The following is a 20,009-nucleotide window of genomic DNA, read 5'->3' on the forward strand; positions in this document are numbered from 1 at the left end:
TCAGCGACCCCCGATCTTGGCTGCCCATGGGAAGTACATGTAGTTGATGGAAGGATCTGCGCCGGTTATGCGGTTGCCCAGCCACATCGTGGTGACGCTCTCATACAGCGGGCCCCAGACGACTTCCTCGCCGGCCAGCTCTGCTGCCTTCGCAGTCAGGCGCGCCCGTTCGTCCGGGTCCCGGACTTCAAAGGCCGCGTTGACCAGTTCATCGAACTCTGGGCTGCTCCACCCGCCGTAGTTGCTGAAGTCACCGGTGCGCAGCACGCTGTACATTTCCAGTGGCTCATTGGCGGACAGGTACCAGGAGGTCACCATCAGGTCGACTCCGGCCCGGGCCTCCGGGTCGGAGAACAGGGTGGTGTACTTGTCGTTGGACATGGTCTGGATTTCGGGTTCGAGCCCAATTTCCTTGGCGGCCGAGGCAATGGCCCGGGCCGTGATGTCGAACGCAGCGTTCAGCGATGCCGTGGCGAAGACGAATTTGCTGCCTTCTGCTCCGGCCTCGCGCACAAGCTTCCGGGCTTCCTCGACGTCGTAGGGAATGGCCGGCAGGGCAGCGAAGGCATCATCGACTGTCGCCGGTGCCGCCTCATTCCACACGTTCCTGGTGGTCAGGGAATCGGTGCCGACGGCGTAGCCCTGCTCTGCAGCATTGATCAAGGCCGGCCGGTTCAGGGCCATCATGAGTGCCTCGCGGACCCGGACATCCTTAAAAGTTCCGTCCAGACCCGTGAAGACCATGCTTTGAACGGATGAGTCCTTGCCGAAATACATGGTGCCGGCGTCCTTGTTGGCGTTGAGGATGTCGATCGCATTCGACGGGATCATGAATCCGCCGTCAAGCTCTCCGGTTTGGAAGGCGTTGATCCGTGAATTGGCGTCAGGAAGAATCCGGAACGTCACCTGCCTGGATTTGGCCATCAGGTCCTTGTCCCAGTAATCCTCGAACCGGGTGAGCGTGATGCTCTCCCCGGCGTTCCAGGACTCGAATTGGAAGGGGCCCGTGCAGTTCACGCCGGTGGTGGAGTTCCCGTAGTCGGGACCCGTTTCCGTGAGCGTACGGGCCGATTCCACGACTCCGGGGGCGCCAACCAAAGAAGAGTTGAACACATAGTCCGGACGGACCGTTTTCACGGTGACCTCGTAGTCGCCGGTCTGCTCAACCGATTCAACATTCTGGAAGGATGACGCCCAGAAAGAACCCACCTCCGGATCCAGGTGGCGCCGCAGCGAAGCAGCAACATCCGCAGCCGTCATGGGTGTTCCGTCGTGGAACTTCACGCCGGAACGGATGGTGTAAACCCAAGTGAGGGGATCAGGATTCTCGAATCCCGCGGCCAGCCCCGGTGAAGTGGTCAAGTCTGCGTTCCAGCGGAAGAGCGACTCACACACGTTGGAGAGCACTGTATTGTCCGGATAGTCGAACGCGTAGGCGTAATCCAGCGAGAAGGGCTCCGCATACATAGCCCAGTTGAAATTGTCGATCTCCGAACCGGGGTCCGGGCTGGAACTGCTGAGCGTGAATTTGGGCCCGTTGGAGCCTTCCGCGCCCTGCGGCTGTGCGGTGCAGCCGCTCAGGACCAAAGCTGCCGCTGCGGCTGAGGCAGCGGCAGCTTTGAACCGCCGGGCCCTGTTCAGCACCTTGTCCCTGGCAGGTTTCACCCCGCCACCGCGGCGTGCGTGGCGGCTGCGGACCCGGCGGCACCGAGCTGGTAGACGCACTTCCCGCCAATCCAGGTCTGGGTCACCCGTACGCGGTGCAGGTCTTCCGGGTCCAGGTCGAACAGGTTCGCGTCGAGCACAGCCAGGTCCGCCAGCTTGCCGCGCTCCAGCGTTCCGGTCTGTTCCTCCAGGCCGTTGATCCAGGCGCTGCCCTGCGTGTAGGCATCCAGGCTCTGCTTGAGACTGAGTTTCTGGGAATCCGCGCCCAGGGGCGGCAGGTCCGAGCCCGGTGACCGGCGGTTAACGGCCACATGGATGGCCGCGACCGGGTCGGCGGTGGAGACCGGCCAGTCGCTGCCAGCCACCAGCCGGGAGCCGTGTGCTGCCAGTTCACCAAAGGGATAGTGGCGTTCTTCAGCACCCGGTTCCAGGAAAGGCAGGGTCAGAGTGTCCAGCTGGTCTTCGTGGCAGGCCCAAAGTGCCTGCATGTTCGCAGCGGCCTGCAGCTGCGCGAAGCGCGGCACATCTTCCGGCCGCACTACCTGGAGATGAGCCAGATGATGCCGGTTGCCGCTGCTTCCGTTTTCTAAGCGTGCCGCCGCCAGCGCATCGAGGGCATCCGTGACTGCCCGGTCTCCGAGTGCATGGAAATGGACCTGCATGCCCTCGGCATCGATTGCCGTAACGAACTGCTTCATCTCCTGGGGGTCGAAGAACTCGATTCCCCGGTTCTCCGTGGGGTGCCCGTGGTGGTCCAGATACACGTGGTGCATGGCTGCCGTGTAGTTCTCGGCTACCCCGTCCACCATCACCTTGACGGAGCTGGCCTTCAGCTGCCACGGTTCAAAGGCTGCGGCGACGGCGTCGCGCCGGTCCCGGATGTCCTCCAGCTGGCCCGGCCCTGCGGTCCGGTCCCACCACTGGCAGATCGTGACCCGGACCAGCAGCTCACCTGCTGCAGCGGCGTCCATGTAAACCCCAAGGTGGTCTGCATGCCCGCCCTCGGGGACCGGCACCCAGGCGTCCTGCCACGCAGTGATTCCCTGTGCCAGCAGCTCCCGCTGCGCCTTGAGCAGCCCCCGGTACGCGAGGTCGTACGGAATCTCCGGCTTGACCCGGTTGAACAGGTCCACTGCACCTTCATGCACGGTGCCGGCGGGAGTGCCGTCAGCCTCACGTTCCAGGCGTCCGCCCTCCGGGTCGGGAGTCTGGGCCGTGATGTTTGCGGCCTGGAACGCTGCAGTGTTGGCCCACGCTCCGTGATGGTCGCGGTTCTGCAGCAGGACCGGCCGGTCAGGCACCACGGCATCAAGCTGCTGTCTCAGGGGCGTGCCGCCGGGAAAGAGCTCCATGGACCAGCCTGCCCCCAGGATCCACGGCTCCTCGGGGTGAGAAGCCGCGTACTCCGCAATCACAGCCAGTGCTTCTTCAGCCGTGCCGGCACCCGTGAGATCGCATTGGAGCATTTCAATCCCCGCGAAAACCGGATGGATGTGGGCGTCCTGGAAGCCCGGAACCACCAGCTGGCCCTGCAGGTCCACCCGCCTGGTTTCGGCACCGACCACGTCTTCCAGACTGCTGCCGGGGCCTACGGCGATTATTCGGCCGTCTGCAATGGCAAGGCTGGCCCGGATCGGACCGGCATCGATGCCGGTGTATAGCCACCCGTTCTCCAGGAGTGTTTCCGCGTGCACGAAGGGTCCTTTCATAGGAATTTCCAGCTCTGCCAAACACACGATATGACGCGGATCACGTTTGGTCAACAGTGTTGACATCATTGATGACAGAGTTGTCGACGCAGGTCGATCGGGTAATCCTGTAGCTTGGAAATGACCCGGATCGGACGGAAGGGATTTGAGAAGATGGCGCAGGCGCAGCCAACCCCGCCGCAGGAACGGCGCAATCGCCTTGACCCCGGCAGCATCATCGACGCCGTGCTGCGCCTTGCGCGGCAGGAACCCGGGGAGCGGCTGACAGTCCGCAAACTCGGGCAGGAGCTCGAGGTTGACGCCACGGCCGTGTACCGCCACTTCCGCAACCGCGATGCGGTCATTAGGGCCGCCTTGGACAGATTGTTCAATCTTTCCCTGCAGCGCACCCAGGCCGCCGCAGCCGGACAGGACTGGCGAACCCGGCTGGAAACGTACATCAGCGAGCTGCTTGAGGCCTTTATGCAGCACCCAGCCCTGGGCAGCGAATCCTTCGCCACTGACACATACGGACCCGGAGAACTGCAGGCAATCGAGTTCGTGCTCGAATGCCTCACGGACGCCGGCCTGGCGCCGGACCGGGTAGTGCACTACTACGCTGCCCTCGAGAGCTACACCCTGGCGCTGGGAACCGGCATTTCAATGGAGGTTCAGCGGCGTCCCGGCTCAGCGGGACAGGAGCCATGGCTGAATCCGGGCATCTTCACCCGGCTCTCGGGCTACCCGCTCCTCGACCAGCATCACGCCGACCTTCGGCGGCTGGATTCACAGACGGCGTTCCGGGCGGGGCTGACCGCAATCCTGGACAGCGCCGAACGCGAAAGCCGTCCGGCCGCCCGCTGACGGATCAGCCCTCAGCTAGGCCGAGCGCGGGCGGGCCTGCCACCGGGACCAGTCCGCGCTCGTATCCGCGGCGGCCTCCTGCAGCAGCGGAAGATACTCACCCAGGAGCTTCTCCACACTGGTTTCAGCCGCGTGCACCGTCACGTTCATGGCGGCCGCGGCCTTGCCGGATCCATCCTGGACCGGGACGGCAACCGAGCGGACTCCGGGGGCCAGCTCCTCGTCGGCGAGCGCCCAGCCCTGGCCGCGGACGCCGTCGAGCATGTCCCGCAGTTCTTTCTCCGGGGGCACCGGTGCCGACGGCAGTCCGGAGCGCGTATGTTCCCCAAGAGCGCGCCGCGCGTCGTCAAAGGACAGTCCGGCCAGCAGGACCTTCCCCTGGGAGGTGCGCAGGGACGGGAACTTTGTGCCGATCTCCACCCGCAGAGCGATGAGCTTTGGCACCGCCACCCTGGCCACGTAGACAATGTCCGAACCGTCCAGCTGCGCCATGGAGGAGGATTCCCCGGTCCGGGAAACCAGCCGCTGCAGGTGTGGCCGGGCCATGTCCCAGAGTCCGAGGGACCCGACGTATGCCATCCCTAATTCCAGGATCCTGGGCGTGAGGCTGAAGCGCCCTTCATGGGCATTGACGTAACCAAGTTCGGCCAGCGTGAGCAGGATGCGGCGCACCGTTGGCCGCGCCAGCGAGGTGGCTGCTGCCACCTCGCTCAGGGACATTTCGGCGCCGTCCGGCCCAAAATGCCGTATCACGTCCAGCCCCCGGGCCAGCGCCTCTATGAAATCCGGACCACGTTCTCCCGGCATGCTTTTGGTCCCCCATTTTCTTTTGGATCTGTGACCCTTGACACGGTGTTGGCAAGCGTCCATTCTTGTGCCACCGCCGAACTGGCGGACAGTTGTCCGCCTAGCGGACACGACGACGATAGCCGCCGTTTCCTCCGAAAGGAAGTACCGTGCCCGAATCTCCCCCAGCCGCATCTCCCCAGCCCCTGGAAGGGGTGGTGGTGGCGGATTTCTCCCGGGTACTGGCAGGACCGTACGCCACCATGCTGCTCGCGGACCTGGGCGCAGAGGTGATCAAGGTGGAGAGCCCTGCCGGCGATGACACCCGTTCCTGGGTACCTCCCGTCCGGCCCGACGGCGTGTCCACCTATTACACCTCGATCAACCGGAACAAGAGTTCAGTAGTCCTGGACTTCAAGGACGACGCCGATCTGGCTACGGCGCGGGCACTGGCGCGCCGTGCGGACGTCATGATCGAGAACTTCAAGCCGGGAGGGCTGGCCCGATTCGGCCTGGACTACCGGACGGTCCGCCAGGCCAACCCGTCCCTGGTCTACTGCTCCATCAGCGGCTTCGGCACACAGGCAGGGGCTGCCCTCCCGGGATACGACCTGATTGTCCAGGCCATGTCCGGACTCATGAGCCTCACCGGGGACCCGGACGGAACCCCCTACCGGGCCGGCATCAGCGTCTTCGACGTCATGGCGGGCCTGCACTCCGCCGTCGCCATCCTCGCCGCCCTGCGGCACCGGGACGCCACCGGTGAAGGCCAGCTGCTGGAAACCAACCTGATGTCCGCTGCGCTCTCCGGCCTGGTGAACCAGACGGCGGCCTATGTTGCAGGCGGTTCGGTTCCGTTCCGGATGGGCAATGCACACCCCAGCCTCTTTCCTTACGAGCCGCTCCCAACCGCCGACGACGACCTGGTGGTCGCAGCGGGCAACAACGCACAGTTCACCCGGCTCTGCGAGGTGCTCGGAATCCCCGAAGTCGCACTTGACCCGCGGTTCGCGGAAAACGGCGACCGCACCGCACGCCGCGAAGAGCTGCGTCCCCTGCTGACCAACCAGCTCACCACTCACCCGGCCTCCTACTGGTTCGACCGGCTCAACGCAGCAGGAGTCCCGTGCGGGCCCATCAACACCGTGGCCCAAGGCGTGGAGTACGCGCAGGAGCTGGGCCTGGAGCCGGTGGTCCACGCCGGCTCCGGGGAGAACAGCGTTCCGGTGGTACGCAACCCCGTCACCTACTCCGCCACTCCACCGCGCTACGACCTCGCCCCGCCCGGGCTGGGAGAACATACCGAACGGATTCGGGCCTGGCTCAGCGATGAGCTCTCCCCCGCCGAACGGAAGGAATCCCGATGAGCGCGCAGACCGGGCAGGGCCTGTTCTTCCCCACCTCCCTGGGCACCTCCAGCCGGACTGAAATCCGGCTTCTGGGCCAGGACCTGGCCGGGGACCTGATGGGCAAGGTCAGCTTCGGCGAACTCGCCTTCTGGCTGGTGGCCATGCGCCGGCCCTCTGCTTCAGAGCTGCGGGTCTTCGAAACCGTGCTGGTTGCGCTGGCCGACCACGGTTTCACCCCCACTGCCATCGCGGCCCGGCTCACCTACCTCAGCGCCCCCGATTCCCTGCAGGGTGCACTGGCAGCGGGCCTGCTGGGCGGCGGGTCCCGGTTCCTGGGCGTGACCGAGGACTGTGCCCTGTTCCTGGCGGAGGTCCTGGACGGACAGGAACAACTGCCCGGTGACGACGCCGGCTGGGACGCGCTGGCACTCGAGGCGATCCGCTCCCGCCGGGACCAGGGCAAGCTGGTCCCGGGACTGGGCCATCCCAACCACAAGGACGGCGACCCGCGCACCCCAGTGCTGATCGGCATCGCCGAAGAAGAAGGCCTGCGGGGCCCGCACCTGCGCCTGTTCGAGGCCGTCGGCCGGATGAGCGGCGAAGCCCTTGGCCGGCAGCTGCCGCTAAACGGGGCCGGTGTCTGCGGCGCTGCGCTGGCGGATCTCGGGCTGCCCCAGGAACTGCTGCGGGGCTTCGCGCTGCTGGCCCGTGCGGCCGGGCTCCTGGGCCAGCTGGCTGAAGAACGCCGGAATCCCATTGCCAACAGCATTTACATGACCGTGGACCGCAATGCGGGTTACGTCGATCCCGACACCATCTGAAAACTCTCCCGGAAAGGGGACCCCATGGCCGAGCTCACCGCAGTGCTGGCCAGCACGCACCATCCGTTCTATCTGAAGGCCACGACCGACCACTCCGAGTCCCGCATGCCCCAGGCCGATGAATGGCAGCGGAAAGTCGAGGCATACCGGCAAACCCTGACCGCCGCGCAGCCGGACGTACTGGTAATGGTCGGCGCGGACCACTTCCACCAGTTCTTCCTGGACAACTACCCAACGTTCCTGATCGGCAAGCAGGAGAAGTACGACGCCACCTTCTACAACGAGGAGCGCGAATTCGGCCTGCCCCGCTACCTGCTCGACGGCGACACCGAGCTGTCCGGGTATCTTCACCAGGGCCTCATGGACGCCGGATTCGATTTCTCCTTCAGCCACGAACTGAAGATCGACCACTCCATCATTTGCCCGATCATCACCGTCCGGCCGGAGGCGGACCTGCCGATTGTTCCGATCTACACGAACATCTTCGCCCCGCCGCTGCCTTCCCCCAAACGGTTCTGGGACCTTGGGCAGGCTATCCGCCGTGTCATTGAAGCGTTCCCCTCGGACCGGAAGGTCGCAGCGGTCGGAACCGGCCACCTGTCCCTGGAACTGGGCGGTCCCCGGATGTTCGGGGAGCACGGCCCGGATCCTGCTTTTGACGCCAAGGCCATTGAATGGCTGTCCACCGGCAACATCGACGCCATCCTTGCCAACGTCACCCACGAGTCAATGGCAGCTGCGGGCAACGCAACCCACGGCTTCATGGACCTGATCCTGATGATGGGCATCGCGGCCGGGGAAGAAGCGGATTACGTGGACCAGCTGGATCTGTTCCATACCCGGGAAATGTTCATGACCTGGTATCCCACCCAGAAGGACCACCTCCTGAAGGCTGCCGTGCGTGCTGCGGCTTCCTCCGGCGCAGTCGTGGGCCCAATGTACGCGGACCGCGAAGGAGCAACGGCTTGAGCAGGTACTACGTCAACAAGTTCCTCTTCACCGTGGACCGCGACCCCTCGTGGGTGGCCCGCTACAAGTCCGATCCCGCGGCTGCCGTTATGCAGTGGGAGGAAGAAGTGGGCCAATGGCTGAACCCGGCCGAACGGACCACCTGGCTCTCCTTCACCGCAGATGAGCGGACGGCCCTGGAGACCTATGACTACGTCTGGCTGTTCGAGAACGGCTGCCACTTTTTCCTGTACCTGACCCTGTTCATCGGCGTCTTCGAGGAAGACTGGACCCGGGAAAAGGGTCCGCTGTCCTACCAGCGGGACTGGGCAAAGCGGCTGGAACACTGGACGGGCCGCCCCTACCCGTCCACGGCACTGTGACACCCGCCGGGGCAGGGACGACCGGAACCGGAGGAACCCGTGGATGAAGGACTGCTGCTGCTTCGCCTGCTGATCGGTTCCGTCCTGCTGGCCCACGCCGCGCAGAAGTCCCTCGGCTGGTTCCAGGGACAGGGGCTCAACATCATGTCCGGGATCTTCGAGTCCCTGGGGCTGCGCCCGGGCCGGGTTATGGTCCGCACTGCCTCCATCGCTGAATCCCTGGCCGGATTGTCCCTGCTGCTGGGCCTCTTCCTTCCGCTCGGCGCTGCCGCCGCCGCCGGAACCATGGCCGTAGCCGGCGCCGTCTCACAGCTCAAAGCCGGTTCCTTCTGGAACGCGGCCGGAGGCGGCGAGTACCCGTTTGTCCTCGCTGCGGCTGCTTCCGGCCTGGCCTTCACCGGGGCAGGGGCGTTCTCCGCCGATGCGCTGCTGGCAGAACGCTTCCCCGGCCTGGCCCCTCTGCTCGGCGGAACCGCAGTCGGAACGGCTGCAGTCCTGCTGGCCGCGGTCGCTGCCCTGGTTTTCCTCACCCTTGTCCGCCGCAGAACAGCTGAAAGTCCTACCGCCTGATAACCCACACCGCACCTCCGTCCCTGCCCTCCCCAACTCTTCCAGGAGCCCAGCATGAACAGCACTTCCCCCACCCCTCAGGAGAACCAGCCCGTCGTCTTCCGGGGCGGCACGATCCTGACCATGGATGCCACCCGCCGCGTCCTGAAGCACGCTGACGTGCTGGTCATCGGTGAGGACATTGCCGCCGTCGGCCCGGCGCTCGAAGTCCCCGGGGGTACCTTCGAAATCGATGCCGCCGGTGGCATCGTCATGCCCGGCATGGTGGATACCCACCGTCACATGTGGCAGACGGCGATGCGCGGCTACGGCGCGGACTGGACGCTCACGCAGTATTTCGTCTGGTACTACCTGGAGCACGGCAAGGCTTTCCGCCCCGAAGACATCGCCACCGGCAATGCCCTCTCCGCCTGGGACGCGCTGGACGCCGGGGTGACCACGTCCGTGGACTGGTCCCACGGCCTAAGCACACTCGACCATGCCGAAGCCGCCCTTTCCGCGTTGGAAGAGACCGGCGGACGCTTTGTCTTCGCTCCCGGAAACATCTTTGCCGGGCCCTGGGAATGGACCGCCCAGCCGGAGTTCACGGACTTCGTCAAGCGCCGGAACCCGCGCACGGACATGATGAAGTTCCAGCTGGCCTTCGATGTCACCGGAGACCCGGCGTTCCCGGAAAAGGCGGCATTCGAGGTGGCCCGCGAACTGGACCTGCCGGTCACCACCCATGCCGGCGTCTGGGGCGCCACGAACGACGACGGCGTGCGGCTGATGCACGAACACGGCTTTATGGTCCCCGGGACCGTCTATGTCCACGCAGCCACGCTGAGCGAGGATTCCTACCAGCGCATTGCTGCCACCGGAGGTTCTGTGTCCCTGTCCACCGAAAGCGAGCAGAGCTGCGGGCAGGGCTACCCGCCGTCGTGGGTCCTGCGCCGGCATGACATCCCCATGTCCCTCTCCATCGACACCAGTGTCTGGTTCAGCTCGGACCTGTTCACTGCCATGCGCACCACCCTCGGCGCCGACCGGTCGTACGAACACATGCGCGCCCATGAGAAGGGGGATACGGTCACCCACTCCTCGCTCCGGGCCGAACACGTAGTGGACTGGGCCACCCGCGGCGGGGCGGCAGCGCTGTCACTGGACCACGCCGTCGGGTCCCTGGAACCAGGAAAAAAGGCTGACGTGGTGCTCCTGCGCAACGATCATTCGCCGTCGGCCTTCCCGGTCCTGAATCCCTACGGCCAGGTGGCTCTGCAGGCCGGACGGGGCGACGTCCACACGGTGCTGGTCAACGGACGAACAGTCAAATATGACCACCGGCTGATGGGCGTGGACCTCGATGCCCTGCGCCGCCGGGTGGAGACGACCGTGGAACATCTGCAGTCGGAGCTGGGTCCCGAGGCCTGGCAGCAGGACATGAACCCGGACATCCCGGAAACCCGCATCATGGATAACCCGTACATGTACACCGATTACCGGGACAGCTCCACCCACGCTTAAAAGACAGGTGCCGGCCCGGAGCCGGTGATTCCACCCCCATGGAAATCACCGGCTTCGGCCCGGCGCTTGAGTTTGTGCGTTGTTCCACCTTGAGAATAGCGAACATTGCTTTTTGCCTTCGCCGCTTTAGGACACAAATGGATATCAAACAGGTCACCGTGCCGGTTTTCCTGTGTCAGACCTTTAAGGCGGCCCGGTTCGCAGCCACTCCTGCGGTGATGATGAGTCCGGTGACCAGGGCATAGCCGCCCAAGGTCAAAACCCCCGTTAGAACGTTGTCCGGGTCCCCTTCAAATGCAATTCCGACGCCGGCGCAGGCCAGGCCCGCTGCCAGCCCGCCCAGCGCTGCGGCACGCATCCACGGCAGCGCTGCCTCGTGTCCGCGCGTCCACGCTTCATCGGAGGTCATGGTGGCCCGGGTCCGGATCCCGATCGCCTGGTTGCGGCTTAGCTGACCGGCCCCGATGAAGCGGGCCACTGCGCCGAGCACCGCCGCGAGCAGGAACAACCCGATTGAGCCCTGGACCAGGGCGTTCATGCACCGGCCTCCGGAGCCGTGTTGTGGTTCATCGAAATCCTCGTTTCTGCAGTGCGGCATCCCGGCGCCGTCCGGGGACGGTCTGGACCTTGCCGGCCATCCTAGTGCCAGCAGCCTTCACGGTCCCGGAAACTGCCGGCTTACTGCGTGCGCTTCGTTCCCTGCGGCGCAGCGCGTGCATCCAGCCGGCGGACTGACTCCCGAACGGCGCCGTGCAGCATGATTTCAAGATCGCCGACCACGCGGTAGGGGTGCTCGGCCATGCCGTCGGCGACCCACCGGAGCACCACTGCGAGCACGGCTGAGGTGTAAAAGTCGACCACCAGCACCCGGTCCTGCGGGCGCCGCGGTCCGCCGCCGTCCTGATCCATGACTGCCTCAGTGACAGGCCGCATCTGCCGAAACAGGAAACGCTCGAGCCCTGGCTGGCCCACCCCGTTGAGTACCCCGAGGGTCGTTGAGCGGTTCTCGCGCATGTACAGCATCAACCTCACCAGGCCGTCGGCCCATCCCTCTTTGGCCGCGAAGGCTCGGACCCGGCGGGCTACTTCTGTCTCGAACACCCAGACGGCGAGCTGCCGCACATCCGGGAAATGGTAGTAGAACGCCTGCCGCGTCAGCCCGCAGTCCCGCACCAACTCGGTGACTGTCACCTTATCGAGCGGCTGGGAGCGCAGCCGGGCCTTGAGCGCGGCTGCGAGAGCCGCTCTTGCATCCGTGGAACGCTTCGTTGGGCGGACCTCATCGGTCATGCCTGAAGGTAACACCGGGCACGGCTGGACACATCGCCCCACCTGTCTAATGACCTGCGGCGCGGGCGTTTTTACCTTTAATCCGAAGGCATTAATGACACTGGGCTGCTAAGGAGAGGTCCCTAGATGTTCTTGTACGAATCGATTCCCTGGTACTCCTGGGCGATGTTCGGCGTCGTCCTGGTTGGCCTCATCGCACTCAATGAGGTGACACGGCGCTGGAAGTGGGCCGGCCTGGCCTTTTTCGTGGCACTGCCCATCCTGCTGACCGTTTTTGTGTGGCCGACGACGGCCGGTGACGGATCGTCCACGGGCACGTGGTTCCACTGGGTGAAGGTCTACTCCGCACTGCTTGGGTGCCTGGGCTTTATGCTCATCCGGTACGTCCCGCGCCTGGCGAAGAACCGCTGGATGCTTTTGTTTCCTGCGCTGATCCTGGCGATCAACATCGCCGAGGCAGTCATCCGCGACTTCGAGGTGGCGGGGCTGCAGGGCATGCACGACGGCGTGTTTATGGTCGGCGGCCCGTGGAACTACATGAACGCCGTCGCCGGCATCCTGAACCTGCTCACCATCTGCGGCTGGACGGGCATCATCATCTCGCGCGACAAGTCAAAGGACATGATCTGGCCGGACATGATGTGGTTCTGGATCATCGCCTACGACCTGTGGAACTTCGCCTACGTCTACAACTGCGTCGGTGACCACTCGTTCTACGCCGGTGCGGCACTGCTTATCTCCTGCACCATCCCCGCGTTCTTCCTCAAGAAGGGTGCATGGCTGCAGCACCGCGCCCACACCCTGGCACTGTGGATGATGTTCACGATGGCGGTTCCGTCGTTCGTCAGCACGTCTGAGTTCGCCGTCGAGTCCTCGCACAACCCGACCGCACTGTTCGTGGTGTCGGCCATCTCGCTGGCGGCCAACGTCGCCGTCGCTGTCTACCAGCTCTTCACCATTCTCAAGCGGCACCGCAACCCGCTGCGCGATGAGCTGTACACCCACCTGCCCCAGTACCAGGAAGTGCGCAGCGCTAACCTGCCGAGCGGTTCTTCAGCCGGTCTGCCCGGGTCCCACGGGACGGACCGAGCAGTCACCGTCTGAGCCTGCGATGTTCCCGGTGCAATCCGGGCACAGCTAACACCACGCGCCGTGGCCGAGCCTTCCTGGCTCGGCCACGGCGCCCTGCGTAGGGGCTCCATGCCAAGATCATTTCCTGTGACCCCCGGGCGTCACGTGTGGTTACTGCACCGGTGTCAGAAAGGCCAGGGTCGGCCGGCTGGTAGACGACTGACGCTCTCCGCAGCCGGGCCCTAGGCGGGCCGGCCGGGCGATAACAACCACCTGCGGGATGTTAGGGCCCCTTTGGGCCGAAACATCCTGTGGCTTTGAGATCAGGGCCGGGCCTTCGCTAGCGTCGCCGGTGTGATGGGGAATTATCCTCGAAAGCCGAAGGGAACGCATGCGTTGTGGATGGCCCGATGAGTAAGCCAATGGGACAGAACAGAGACGAGAGGCTCTACAGCCGGACCGACTGGATGTTTGCGGGCTTCATCGCCCTGGAGATTTTTGCGTCCGCCGTCGTCCCGGGACTGCCACTCGTAGTCGCAGGTGTTGCGATGGCGACCCGGCTGCGCGAGTCGAAGAAACGGAAACTGGCCCTGTGGATTCTCGCCGGTGTCCTGACCGCCATCGGTCTCGCACCGTTCGTCCTGAACTGGCTTGGGCTCTCCTCCACCGTGCAGACGACCTTCGGGTAGTCAGCGCCAACGCCTGATCACGGCCCGGACCCGGCTTGAAGCTTGTCCTAAACGTCCAGCTGACCTTGTTCATCCCATAAGAAAACCCCTCCTGATCGGGCGTATCGCCTGATCAGAAGGGGTTTCGTGGAGCCCCCTGCCGGATTCGAACCGGCGACCCCCTGTTTACAAGACAGGTGCTCTGGCCAACTGAGCTAAGGAGGCATGGACCGGAAACCCGGCCCCGCGCCGCCGTCGTTGCGGTAACCAGCAAACAACAGAACAGCGCTAGACAAGATTAGCCCAGCACACCCGCCGGAACGAAACCGGTTTGGTTCCGTCCCGGCGGGTATGCCGGACAGGAGCGGAGCTAGGAGGAAGCCTCAGCCTTGTTGGCGTCGATAGCGCTCTGGACCGTCTCCACGAAGGAGTTCAGGTCTGCCTCGGCACCGTTGACGTAGACGGTGGGGGTGCCGCCGACTTCAGCCGCGCGGGCCAGGGCGTCGGCGTACTTGACGTAGGTGCGGAACCCGTCGTTCTCGATGCAGTCAGCTGCCTCGGTAGCGCCCACGGACTCGGCCATGTCAACCAGGGCGGCGTTGTTGACCTCACCGGCAGCGTGCTGGGCGAAGATCGCCTTCATGAAGTCCCAGTAGGACTCCGGGTTCTTGTCGGCTACGCAGGCAGCGGCGTTGGCGCCACGGGAGGAGTAATTGGTAGGCGAGTTGCGGTCAAGGAAAGCAACCGTGCGGTATTCCAGGGTGACCTCACCGGCGTCGAGCCAGGTCTTGACCTGGTCTGAGTACGTGGCGGAGAAATCGGCGCAGTGGACGCAGTTGATGTCCACGTACTCAACGATCTGGATCGGCTCGCCCGGGCCGGCCGCTTCAACGCCGGCAGGCACTGTATCCCCTGCCTCGTTGGTGGTGGTCGCTTCGGGAAGGTTGTTGACGTCCACCTCGCCGGTGTCCGCAGGTTCCAGCGACGTCGTTGATGTCAGGGTGAACCCGCCGTCGACGTTGCCGTTGGCCGGGGCCGGTCCGGCGTCGGGAATGCCGCCGCGGACGCTGTTGATGACAATCACAGCAACGATCACGATCACTGCCACGATTCCAGCGACGATGCCCCACCGGGTCAGCAGCTTGTTGCGGCGTTCCTTCTTCAGCTGTGCCTCACGCAGGGCCCGTGCCTTTTCGCGGGCTGCGGCCTGGCGCTCGGCCTTGGTGGCCTTGGGATTCCGGTCGCTCATAGTTCCTTCTGTCTCTCAAACGGCCGCCTCTCCGGCGGCATTAGATACGCGGTCTTCAGGGACAACGATATCCCTGCACCCCACCGTCAACGCCCGGAGTGGGTACAAAGGTTCCCCCGTTGGATAGAGTGGCGAACAAACAAGTCAACTTAGGAGTGCAAAAAGGTGAACGCTGTTGCCGCTGAATCGAAAGCAGAGATTTCAACGGACGGGTACGGCGATTACGACTTCATTGTGGTCTCCAACCGCCTGCCAGTGGACCGCGTAGCGGACAACGGGTCAGAGGGCGGCGACGCGTGGCGCCGCTCCCCCGGCGGCCTCGTGACGGCGCTGGCGCCGGTCATGGCAAAGGCCGACGGCGCGTGGGTTGGCTGGCACGGTGCGCCGGATGAAACGCTGGAACCGTTTGACCACGACAACATGCACCTGCGGCCCGTGCCGCTGAGCGCCTCCGAGGTAGAGCTTTATTACGAGGGTTTCTCCAACGCCACGCTTTGGCCGCTCTACCACGACGTCATTGCGCCGCCGGAGTTCCACCGAACCTGGTGGGATTCCTACCGCACCGTCAACCGCCGCTTCGCTGAGGCCGCTGCCGAAGTCGCCGCTGAAGGCGCCACCGTGTGGGTGCAGGACTACCAGCTGCAGCTGGTTCCGCAGATGCTGCGCAAGGCCCGCCCGGACCTGAAGATCGGCTTTTTCAATCACATCCCCTTCCCTCCGCTGGAGATTTTCGCCCAGCTGCCGTGGCGCCGGGACATCATCGCCGGTTTGCTGGGCGCGGACCTGATCGGGTTCCAGCGCCCCAGCGACACCGCGAACTTCCTGCGCTGTGTCCGCCGCTTCGCCGGACACTCGGTCCGCCAGCAGCAGGTACACATCACCGATGAGGAAGGCAACACCTACATCTCCCGCGCCGAGGCTTTCCCGATCTCCATCGACGTGGACCAGATCACCGAACTGGCCCAGCGCGAGGACATCATTGAGCGGTCCAAGCAGATCCGCCGCGAGCTTGGCAACCCCAAGGTCATCCTGCTCGGCGTCGACCGCCTCGACTACACCAAGGGCATCAGCCACCGCCTCAAGGCCTACGGCGAACTCCTCGAGGATGGCCGGATCAGCGTCGAGGACGCGGCCCTGATCCAGGTGGCCAGCCCCAGCCGTGAGCGCGTGGAACAGTACCGGCTACTGCGCGAAGAGGTGGAAGGAACCGTCGGCCGCATCAACGGCACCTACGACACCATGTCCAACACGGCCATCCGCTACCTGCACCATTCCTATCCGGTGGAGGAAATGGTTGCCCTCTACCTGGCTTCGGACGTCATGCTCGTCACCGCCCTGCGCGATGGCATGAACCTGGTGGCCAAGGAGTATGTGGCAGCCCGGACGGAGAACACCGGAACCCTGGTGCTTAGCGAATTCGCCGGCGCCGCAGACCAGCTGCGCCAGGCCGTGCTGGTCAATCCGCATGACATCGACCGACTGAAGGACGCGATCGTTTCCGCCATCCAGATGCAGCCGCGCGAAGCCCAGCGCCGCATGCGCCTGATGCGCCGGCAGGTACTGCAGAACGACGTCGAGCGCTGGTCGCAGAACTTCCTCAACGCCCTGCGCCTGGAAGGTGAGCCCCAGTGATACCGATGGACCTGCGCTCTGCCCTGGCTACCCTCGCCGCCGCTGACTCCCTGCTGGTCGCCGTCGACTTTGACGGCACCCTGGCTCCGCTGGTGGAACGGGCCGAGGACGCCCGGCCGCTTCCGGCCGCAGCCGCGGCGCTGCGTTCCCTGGCCAGTGCGCCGGGAACCTCCACGGCGCTGATTTCCGGACGCGCCCTGGACAGCCTGCGGGCCGTGGCCGAGCCCGAGCCGGAGACCCTGCTGGTTGGCAGCCACGGCGCCGAGACCTGGACTGGTCCCAACGCGGCGCCCCTGGAGCTCACGCCGGAGCAGGCGGACCTGCTGGTCCGGGCCCGCGCCGCCGTCGCCGAGGTGGCCCAGGCATGGGACGGCTGCAGGCTTGAAGACAAGCCGGCGGGCGTAGTGCTCCATACCCGCAGCGCTTCCGACGACGACGCCGCTGCCGCGGTGGACGCGGCCCGTGCGCGGCTGGGGAAACTTGACGGGGTTCAGGTCACGGACGGCAAGCGTGTCCTGGAAGCGTCCGTGGTCCATGCAAACAAGGGCGAGGGCATCGTGGCGTTGCGCGAGCTGACCGGCGCCACCGGGGTGCTGTTCGCCGGCGACGATGTCACCGATGAACGGGGCTTCGCCGTGCTGCAGGACGCGGATGTGGGAATCAAGGTGGGCCCAGGCGAAACCGCGGCCCAGTTCCGGGTGGAGTCACCCGAGGAGTTCGCCGCCGTTCTGGAGCACCTGCACGAGCTGCGCCTGGCCGCCGTCGGGAATTAACCTCCCGGCTACCTGTTTTGCTTCTGTCCGCTTGACGGACGTGGCATACTTTCCATCAGTGAGCACTTCCGTGGCGTCCGTCACTGTTTTTCTCCTGTTTTACTGCTGTTTCACAACTGAACATCCACCCATTCACAACGGATCGTCGGGCACGTACCTGCCCGTGAAGGGAAATATCATGGCAACGGTAACGTTTGACCAAGCTACACGTCTGTACCCGGGCACCGAGCGCCCTGCAGTCGACAACCTCAGCCTCGAAATCGCCGACGGCGAGTTCCTGGTGCTCGTAGGCCCCTCCGGCTGCGGCAAGTCCACCTCGCTGCGAATGCTCGCCGGCCTGGAAGACGTCAACTCCGGGCGCATCCTCATCGGTGACCGCGATGTCACCGACGTTCCGCCCAAGGACCGCGACATCGCCATGGTGTTCCAGAACTACGCCCTGTACCCGCACATGTCCGTGGCGGACAACATGGGCTTTGCGCTGAAGATCGCCGGTGTCCCGAAGGAAGAACGCCTGGAGCGTGTCCGCGAGGCCGCCAAGCTGCTGGACCTTGAGGATTACCTGGACCGCAAGCCCAAGGCACTCTCCGGCGGCCAGCGCCAGCGTGTTGCCATGGGACGCGCCATCGTGCGGAACCCGCAGGTCTTCCTCATGGATGAGCCGCTCTCCAACCTCGATGCCAAGCTGCGTGTGCAGACCCGCACCCAGATCGCATCGCTGACCCGCCGTCTCGGCGTCACCACCGTCTACGTCACGCACGACCAGGTTGAAGCCATGACCATGGGCGACCGCGTTGCCGTGCTGAAGGACGGTGTCCTCCAGCAGGTCGACACCCCGCGCAACCTCTACGACAAGCCGATGAACGTTTTCGTCGCCGGCTTTATGGGCTCTCCCGCCATGAACCTGCTGGAACTGCCGGTAACCGAGGGCGGCGTGACGTTCGGCGGCACGGTGTACCCGGTTCCCCGCAGCATTCTCGACGCCGCTGCCGGCAACACCGTGACCTTCGGTGTCCGCCCGGAAGACATGGATGTGGCCGCCGACGGCGAGGGTCTGAAGGTCGAAGTGGATGTGGTCGAGGAACTCGGCGCAGACGCGTTCGTCTACGGGCACACTTTCCTGGACGGCCAGGAGCACGAGATCACGGCACGCGTGGATGCACGCAGGCCCCCGGCTAAGGGCGACACCCTGTTCGTGAAGCCGAAGGCAGGCCACGTGCACCTGTTTGACACGAGCACCGGTAAGCGACTTGCTGACGAAGCATAACCTTTAGCAACACTGTGCGCGTGCGGTGGCCTATCCCCTGATCTAGACTTCAGGGGAAGGCCACCGCACTGGTTTAACCCCCATCCCAGCGCCGATAGAAGGCATCAATGCCAATGACTGAAGCTCCACGCGCCAACTGGCGAGACGAACCAACCAACTGGGAGCAGCCCGGCAAGCTCCCCCGCAGCCATTCCGAGGCCACACAGGAGCCTCTCGGATCGCTGAACATTACTGCCGCTTCGATGGACCCGGCCCTGCTGGACCTGCCGTGGTCCATACCGCTGGAAGACTGGCCCAAGGAAAACCTCGCGGCACTTCCCCGCGGCATCTCCCGGCACGTTGTCCGGTTCGCGCGGATGGGCGATTCGCTCATCGCCATCAAGGAAACCAGCGAACACGTGGCCCGGCAGGAATACCACATGCTGCGCAAGCTTCGGCGGCTGAACGTCCCCTGCGTTGCACCGGTTGCGGTCATTACCGGCCGCCAAGATGCGGAGGGCAACGAGTTGGCCCCGGTGCTGGTCACGCGCCATCTGCGTTTTTCGCTGCCGTACCGGGCCGTGTTCTCCCAGACGCTCCGGGAAGTCACGCTGACCCGCCTGATTGACGCGCAGGCGCTCCTGCTGGTCCGGCTGCACCTGGCGGGGTTCTACTGGGGCGACGTGTCTCTTTCCAACACACTGTTCCGCCGGGATGCCGGAGCCTTCGCCGCTTATCTGGTCGACGCCGAAACCGGTGAACTCTATCCGGAGCTCTCCCGCGGCCAGCGCGAATATGACCTGGAGATCGCGCGCGTAAACATTGCCGGGGAGCTCATGGACCTGGCCGAGGGCGGCTTGGTCGAGGAGAGCATCGATCCGCTGGCCACCAGTGAACGCATCATGGACAGTTATCGAAACCTCTGGGCGGAACTCACCGAGCAGGAATCCTTCGAACTCGGTGAGCGCTGGCGCGTCAACGCCCGTATCCGCCGCCTCAACGAGCTGGGGTTCGACGTCGACGAACTCACCATCCGCACCACGCCGGACGGCTCACAGGTGCAGCTCCAGCCCAAGGTGGTCGACGCAGGCCACCACCAGCGGCGGCTGCTGCGCCTCACCGGGCTGGATGCACAGGAGAACCAGGCCCGCCGGCTCCTGAACGACCTTGACTCCTACCGGGCGGACAACAACCCGGACATGGACGAGGAACTGAGCGCCCATCTGTGGGTCACACAGGTCTTCGAGCCGATCGTCAAATCCGTGCCGAGGGAGCTTGGCAGCAAGCTGGAGCAGGCTGAGCTGGTACACGAGGTCCTGGAACACCGCTGGTACATGTCGGAGAAGGAAAACCGCAACGTGCCCATGGCAGAAGCAGTGCAGTCCTACCTGGACAACGAGCTGCGCCACCGCAGGGATGAGGCGGCAATCCTGCTCAACCCGGACACCACCACTATGCGGATCCTCGAAAGCGGCGCGTCACCCGGGTAGCTTCACAAGGCAG

At 64.8% G+C, this 20,009-nt stretch carries 19 protein-coding genes and 1 tRNA gene; 13 read left to right on the plus strand and 7 right to left on the minus strand.

Features of this window, described 5'->3' with window-relative positions; genetic code table 11:
* Entirely contained in the window at nt 1-1,665 is a 1,665-nt protein-coding gene (locus ABFX29_RS16485) for an ABC transporter substrate-binding protein (protein ID WP_152229454.1), read from the minus strand.
* Nucleotides 1,662-3,374 carry an amidohydrolase gene (locus ABFX29_RS16490; RefSeq protein WP_170287820.1) on the minus strand — a complete coding sequence of 571 codons (1,713 nt, stop codon included), beginning with the start codon at nt 3,372-3,374 and terminating at the stop codon, nt 1,662-1,664. Before ABFX29_RS16490 ends, ABFX29_RS16485 begins: the two co-directional genes overlap by 4 nt.
* 120 nt (nt 3,375-3,494) lie before the next feature.
* Between ABFX29_RS16490 and ABFX29_RS16495 the strand changes: the two genes are divergently transcribed.
* Complete coding sequence (locus ABFX29_RS16495; protein WP_170287819.1) at nt 3,495-4,217, plus strand: TetR/AcrR family transcriptional regulator; 723 nt, start codon at nt 3,495-3,497, stop codon at nt 4,215-4,217.
* Nucleotides 4,218-4,232: 15 nt separating this feature from the next.
* On the opposite strand, the gene ABFX29_RS16500 is transcribed toward ABFX29_RS16495, so the two are convergent.
* Nucleotides 4,233-5,024, minus strand: a complete 792-nt coding sequence (locus ABFX29_RS16500) for an IclR family transcriptional regulator domain-containing protein (protein WP_152229452.1) — start codon at nt 5,022-5,024, stop codon at nt 4,233-4,235.
* Nucleotides 5,025-5,173: 149 nt separating this feature from the next.
* Between ABFX29_RS16500 and ABFX29_RS16505 the strand changes: the two genes are divergently transcribed.
* From ABFX29_RS16505 to ABFX29_RS16530, 6 genes are read left to right on the plus strand one after another with little or no spacing between them, the layout of a single operon-like run.
* Complete coding sequence (locus tag ABFX29_RS16505; protein WP_152229451.1) at nt 5,174-6,370, plus strand: CaiB/BaiF CoA transferase family protein; 1,197 nt, start codon at nt 5,174-5,176, stop codon at nt 6,368-6,370.
* Nucleotides 6,367-7,173 (plus strand): citryl-CoA lyase, encoded by an 807-nt coding sequence (locus tag ABFX29_RS16510; RefSeq protein ID WP_152229450.1) that lies wholly within the window; start codon nt 6,367-6,369, stop codon nt 7,171-7,173. Before ABFX29_RS16505 ends, ABFX29_RS16510 begins: the two co-directional genes overlap by 4 nt.
* Nucleotides 7,174-7,197: 24 nt before the next feature.
* The gene (locus tag ABFX29_RS16515) at nt 7,198-8,142 is read left to right on the plus strand and encodes a DODA-type extradiol aromatic ring-opening family dioxygenase (protein ID WP_152229449.1); all 945 of its coding nucleotides are present in this window, start codon (nt 7,198-7,200) and stop codon (nt 8,140-8,142) included.
* Nucleotides 8,139-8,504 (plus strand): hypothetical protein, encoded by a 366-nt coding sequence (locus tag ABFX29_RS16520; protein WP_152229448.1) that lies wholly within the window; start codon nt 8,139-8,141, stop codon nt 8,502-8,504. The genes ABFX29_RS16515 and ABFX29_RS16520 overlap by 4 nt, the downstream gene beginning before the upstream one ends.
* 39 nt (nt 8,505-8,543) lie before the next feature.
* Nucleotides 8,544-9,074 (plus strand): DoxX family membrane protein, encoded by a 531-nt coding sequence (locus ABFX29_RS16525; RefSeq protein WP_152229447.1) that lies wholly within the window; start codon nt 8,544-8,546, stop codon nt 9,072-9,074.
* Between the two features lie 54 nt (nt 9,075-9,128).
* Nucleotides 9,129-10,577, plus strand: a complete 1,449-nt coding sequence (locus ABFX29_RS16530) for an amidohydrolase family protein (RefSeq protein ID WP_152229446.1) — start codon at nt 9,129-9,131, stop codon at nt 10,575-10,577.
* Between the two features lie 175 nt (nt 10,578-10,752).
* Here the strand turns inward: ABFX29_RS16530 and ABFX29_RS16535 are convergent, their stop codons facing one another.
* Both ABFX29_RS16535 and ABFX29_RS16540 read right to left on the minus strand, forming a co-directional pair.
* The gene (locus tag ABFX29_RS16535; RefSeq protein ID WP_170287818.1) at nt 10,753-11,115 is read right to left on the minus strand and encodes an SdpI family protein; all 363 of its coding nucleotides are present in this window, start codon (nt 11,113-11,115) and stop codon (nt 10,753-10,755) included.
* A 140-nt stretch (nt 11,116-11,255) separates the two neighbouring features.
* Entirely contained in the window at nt 11,256-11,867 is a 612-nt protein-coding gene (locus tag ABFX29_RS16540) for a TetR-like C-terminal domain-containing protein (RefSeq protein ID WP_152229444.1), read from the minus strand.
* 126 nt (nt 11,868-11,993) lie between these two features.
* Between ABFX29_RS16540 and ABFX29_RS16545 the strand changes: the two genes are divergently transcribed.
* Both ABFX29_RS16545 and ABFX29_RS16550 read left to right on the plus strand, forming a co-directional pair.
* Nucleotides 11,994-12,971: a DUF5692 family protein gene (locus ABFX29_RS16545; RefSeq protein ID WP_152229443.1), complete on the plus strand. Its 978-nt coding sequence runs from the start codon at nt 11,994-11,996 to the stop codon at nt 12,969-12,971.
* Nucleotides 12,972-13,360: 389 nt separating this feature from the next.
* Complete coding sequence (locus tag ABFX29_RS16550; RefSeq protein ID WP_152229442.1) at nt 13,361-13,627, plus strand: hypothetical protein; 267 nt, start codon at nt 13,361-13,363, stop codon at nt 13,625-13,627.
* 127 nt (nt 13,628-13,754) lie between these two features.
* On the opposite strand, the gene ABFX29_RS16555 is transcribed toward ABFX29_RS16550, so the two are convergent.
* Nucleotides 13,755-13,831: transfer RNA gene (locus ABFX29_RS16555), tRNA-Thr, on the minus strand.
* Between the two features lie 145 nt (nt 13,832-13,976).
* On the minus strand, nt 13,977-14,855 hold the full coding sequence (locus ABFX29_RS16560) for a DsbA family protein (protein WP_152229441.1): 879 nt from the start codon (nt 14,853-14,855) through the stop codon (nt 13,977-13,979).
* 165 nt (nt 14,856-15,020) lie between these two features.
* Between ABFX29_RS16560 and ABFX29_RS16565 the strand changes: the two genes are divergently transcribed.
* The 4 genes from ABFX29_RS16565 to ABFX29_RS16580 all read left to right on the plus strand — a co-directional run bounded on the left by ABFX29_RS16565 (nt 15,021) and on the right by ABFX29_RS16580 (nt 19,996).
* Nucleotides 15,021-16,487, plus strand: a complete 1,467-nt coding sequence (locus tag ABFX29_RS16565; RefSeq protein ID WP_152229440.1) for an alpha,alpha-trehalose-phosphate synthase (UDP-forming) — start codon at nt 15,021-15,023, stop codon at nt 16,485-16,487.
* A 5-nt stretch (nt 16,488-16,492) separates the two neighbouring features.
* Nucleotides 16,493-17,260 carry a trehalose-phosphatase gene (otsB, locus tag ABFX29_RS16570; RefSeq protein ID WP_152229578.1) on the plus strand — a complete coding sequence of 256 codons (768 nt, stop codon included), beginning with the start codon at nt 16,493-16,495 and terminating at the stop codon, nt 17,258-17,260.
* Nucleotides 17,261-17,438: 178 nt separating this feature from the next.
* Nucleotides 17,439-18,527 carry an ABC transporter ATP-binding protein gene (locus ABFX29_RS16575; protein WP_152229439.1) on the plus strand — a complete coding sequence of 363 codons (1,089 nt, stop codon included), beginning with the start codon at nt 17,439-17,441 and terminating at the stop codon, nt 18,525-18,527.
* Nucleotides 18,528-18,640: 113 nt separating this feature from the next.
* Entirely contained in the window at nt 18,641-19,996 is a 1,356-nt protein-coding gene (locus tag ABFX29_RS16580; RefSeq protein WP_152229438.1) for a DUF4032 domain-containing protein, read from the plus strand.
* Nucleotides 19,997-20,009: the final 13 nt, after the last annotated feature.

Source organism: Arthrobacter gandavensis, assembly GCF_039528575.1.
Lineage (GTDB): Bacteria > Actinomycetota > Actinomycetes > Actinomycetales > Micrococcaceae > Arthrobacter_B > Arthrobacter_B citreus_B.

Coding starts and splice junctions, on each gene's coding strand:
- ABFX29_RS16530 (WP_152229446.1), top strand. CDS start 9,129: ATGAACAGCACTTCCCCCACCCCTCAGGAGAACCAGCCCGTCGTCTTC.
- ABFX29_RS16535 (WP_170287818.1), bottom strand. CDS start 11,115: ATGAACGCCCTGGTCCAGGGCTCAATCGGGTTGTTCCTGCTCGCGGCG.
- otsB (WP_152229578.1), top strand. CDS start 16,493: ATGGACCTGCGCTCTGCCCTGGCTACCCTCGCCGCCGCTGACTCCCTG.
- ABFX29_RS16510 (WP_152229450.1), top strand. CDS start 6,367: ATGAGCGCGCAGACCGGGCAGGGCCTGTTCTTCCCCACCTCCCTGGGC.
- ABFX29_RS16495 (WP_170287819.1), top strand. CDS start 3,495: ATGACCCGGATCGGACGGAAGGGATTTGAGAAGATGGCGCAGGCGCAG.
- ABFX29_RS16560 (WP_152229441.1), bottom strand. CDS start 14,855: ATGAGCGACCGGAATCCCAAGGCCACCAAGGCCGAGCGCCAGGCCGCA.
- ABFX29_RS16545 (WP_152229443.1), top strand. CDS start 11,994: ATGTTCTTGTACGAATCGATTCCCTGGTACTCCTGGGCGATGTTCGGC.
- ABFX29_RS16550 (WP_152229442.1), top strand. CDS start 13,361: ATGGGACAGAACAGAGACGAGAGGCTCTACAGCCGGACCGACTGGATG.
- ABFX29_RS16540 (WP_152229444.1), bottom strand. CDS start 11,867: ATGACCGATGAGGTCCGCCCAACGAAGCGTTCCACGGATGCAAGAGCG.
- ABFX29_RS16490 (WP_170287820.1), bottom strand. CDS start 3,374: ATGAAAGGACCCTTCGTGCACGCGGAAACACTCCTGGAGAACGGGTGG.
- ABFX29_RS16515 (WP_152229449.1), top strand. CDS start 7,198: ATGGCCGAGCTCACCGCAGTGCTGGCCAGCACGCACCATCCGTTCTAT.
- ABFX29_RS16580 (WP_152229438.1), top strand. CDS start 18,641: ATGACTGAAGCTCCACGCGCCAACTGGCGAGACGAACCAACCAACTGG.
- ABFX29_RS16500 (WP_152229452.1), bottom strand. CDS start 5,024: ATGCCGGGAGAACGTGGTCCGGATTTCATAGAGGCGCTGGCCCGGGGG.
- ABFX29_RS16575 (WP_152229439.1), top strand. CDS start 17,439: ATGGCAACGGTAACGTTTGACCAAGCTACACGTCTGTACCCGGGCACC.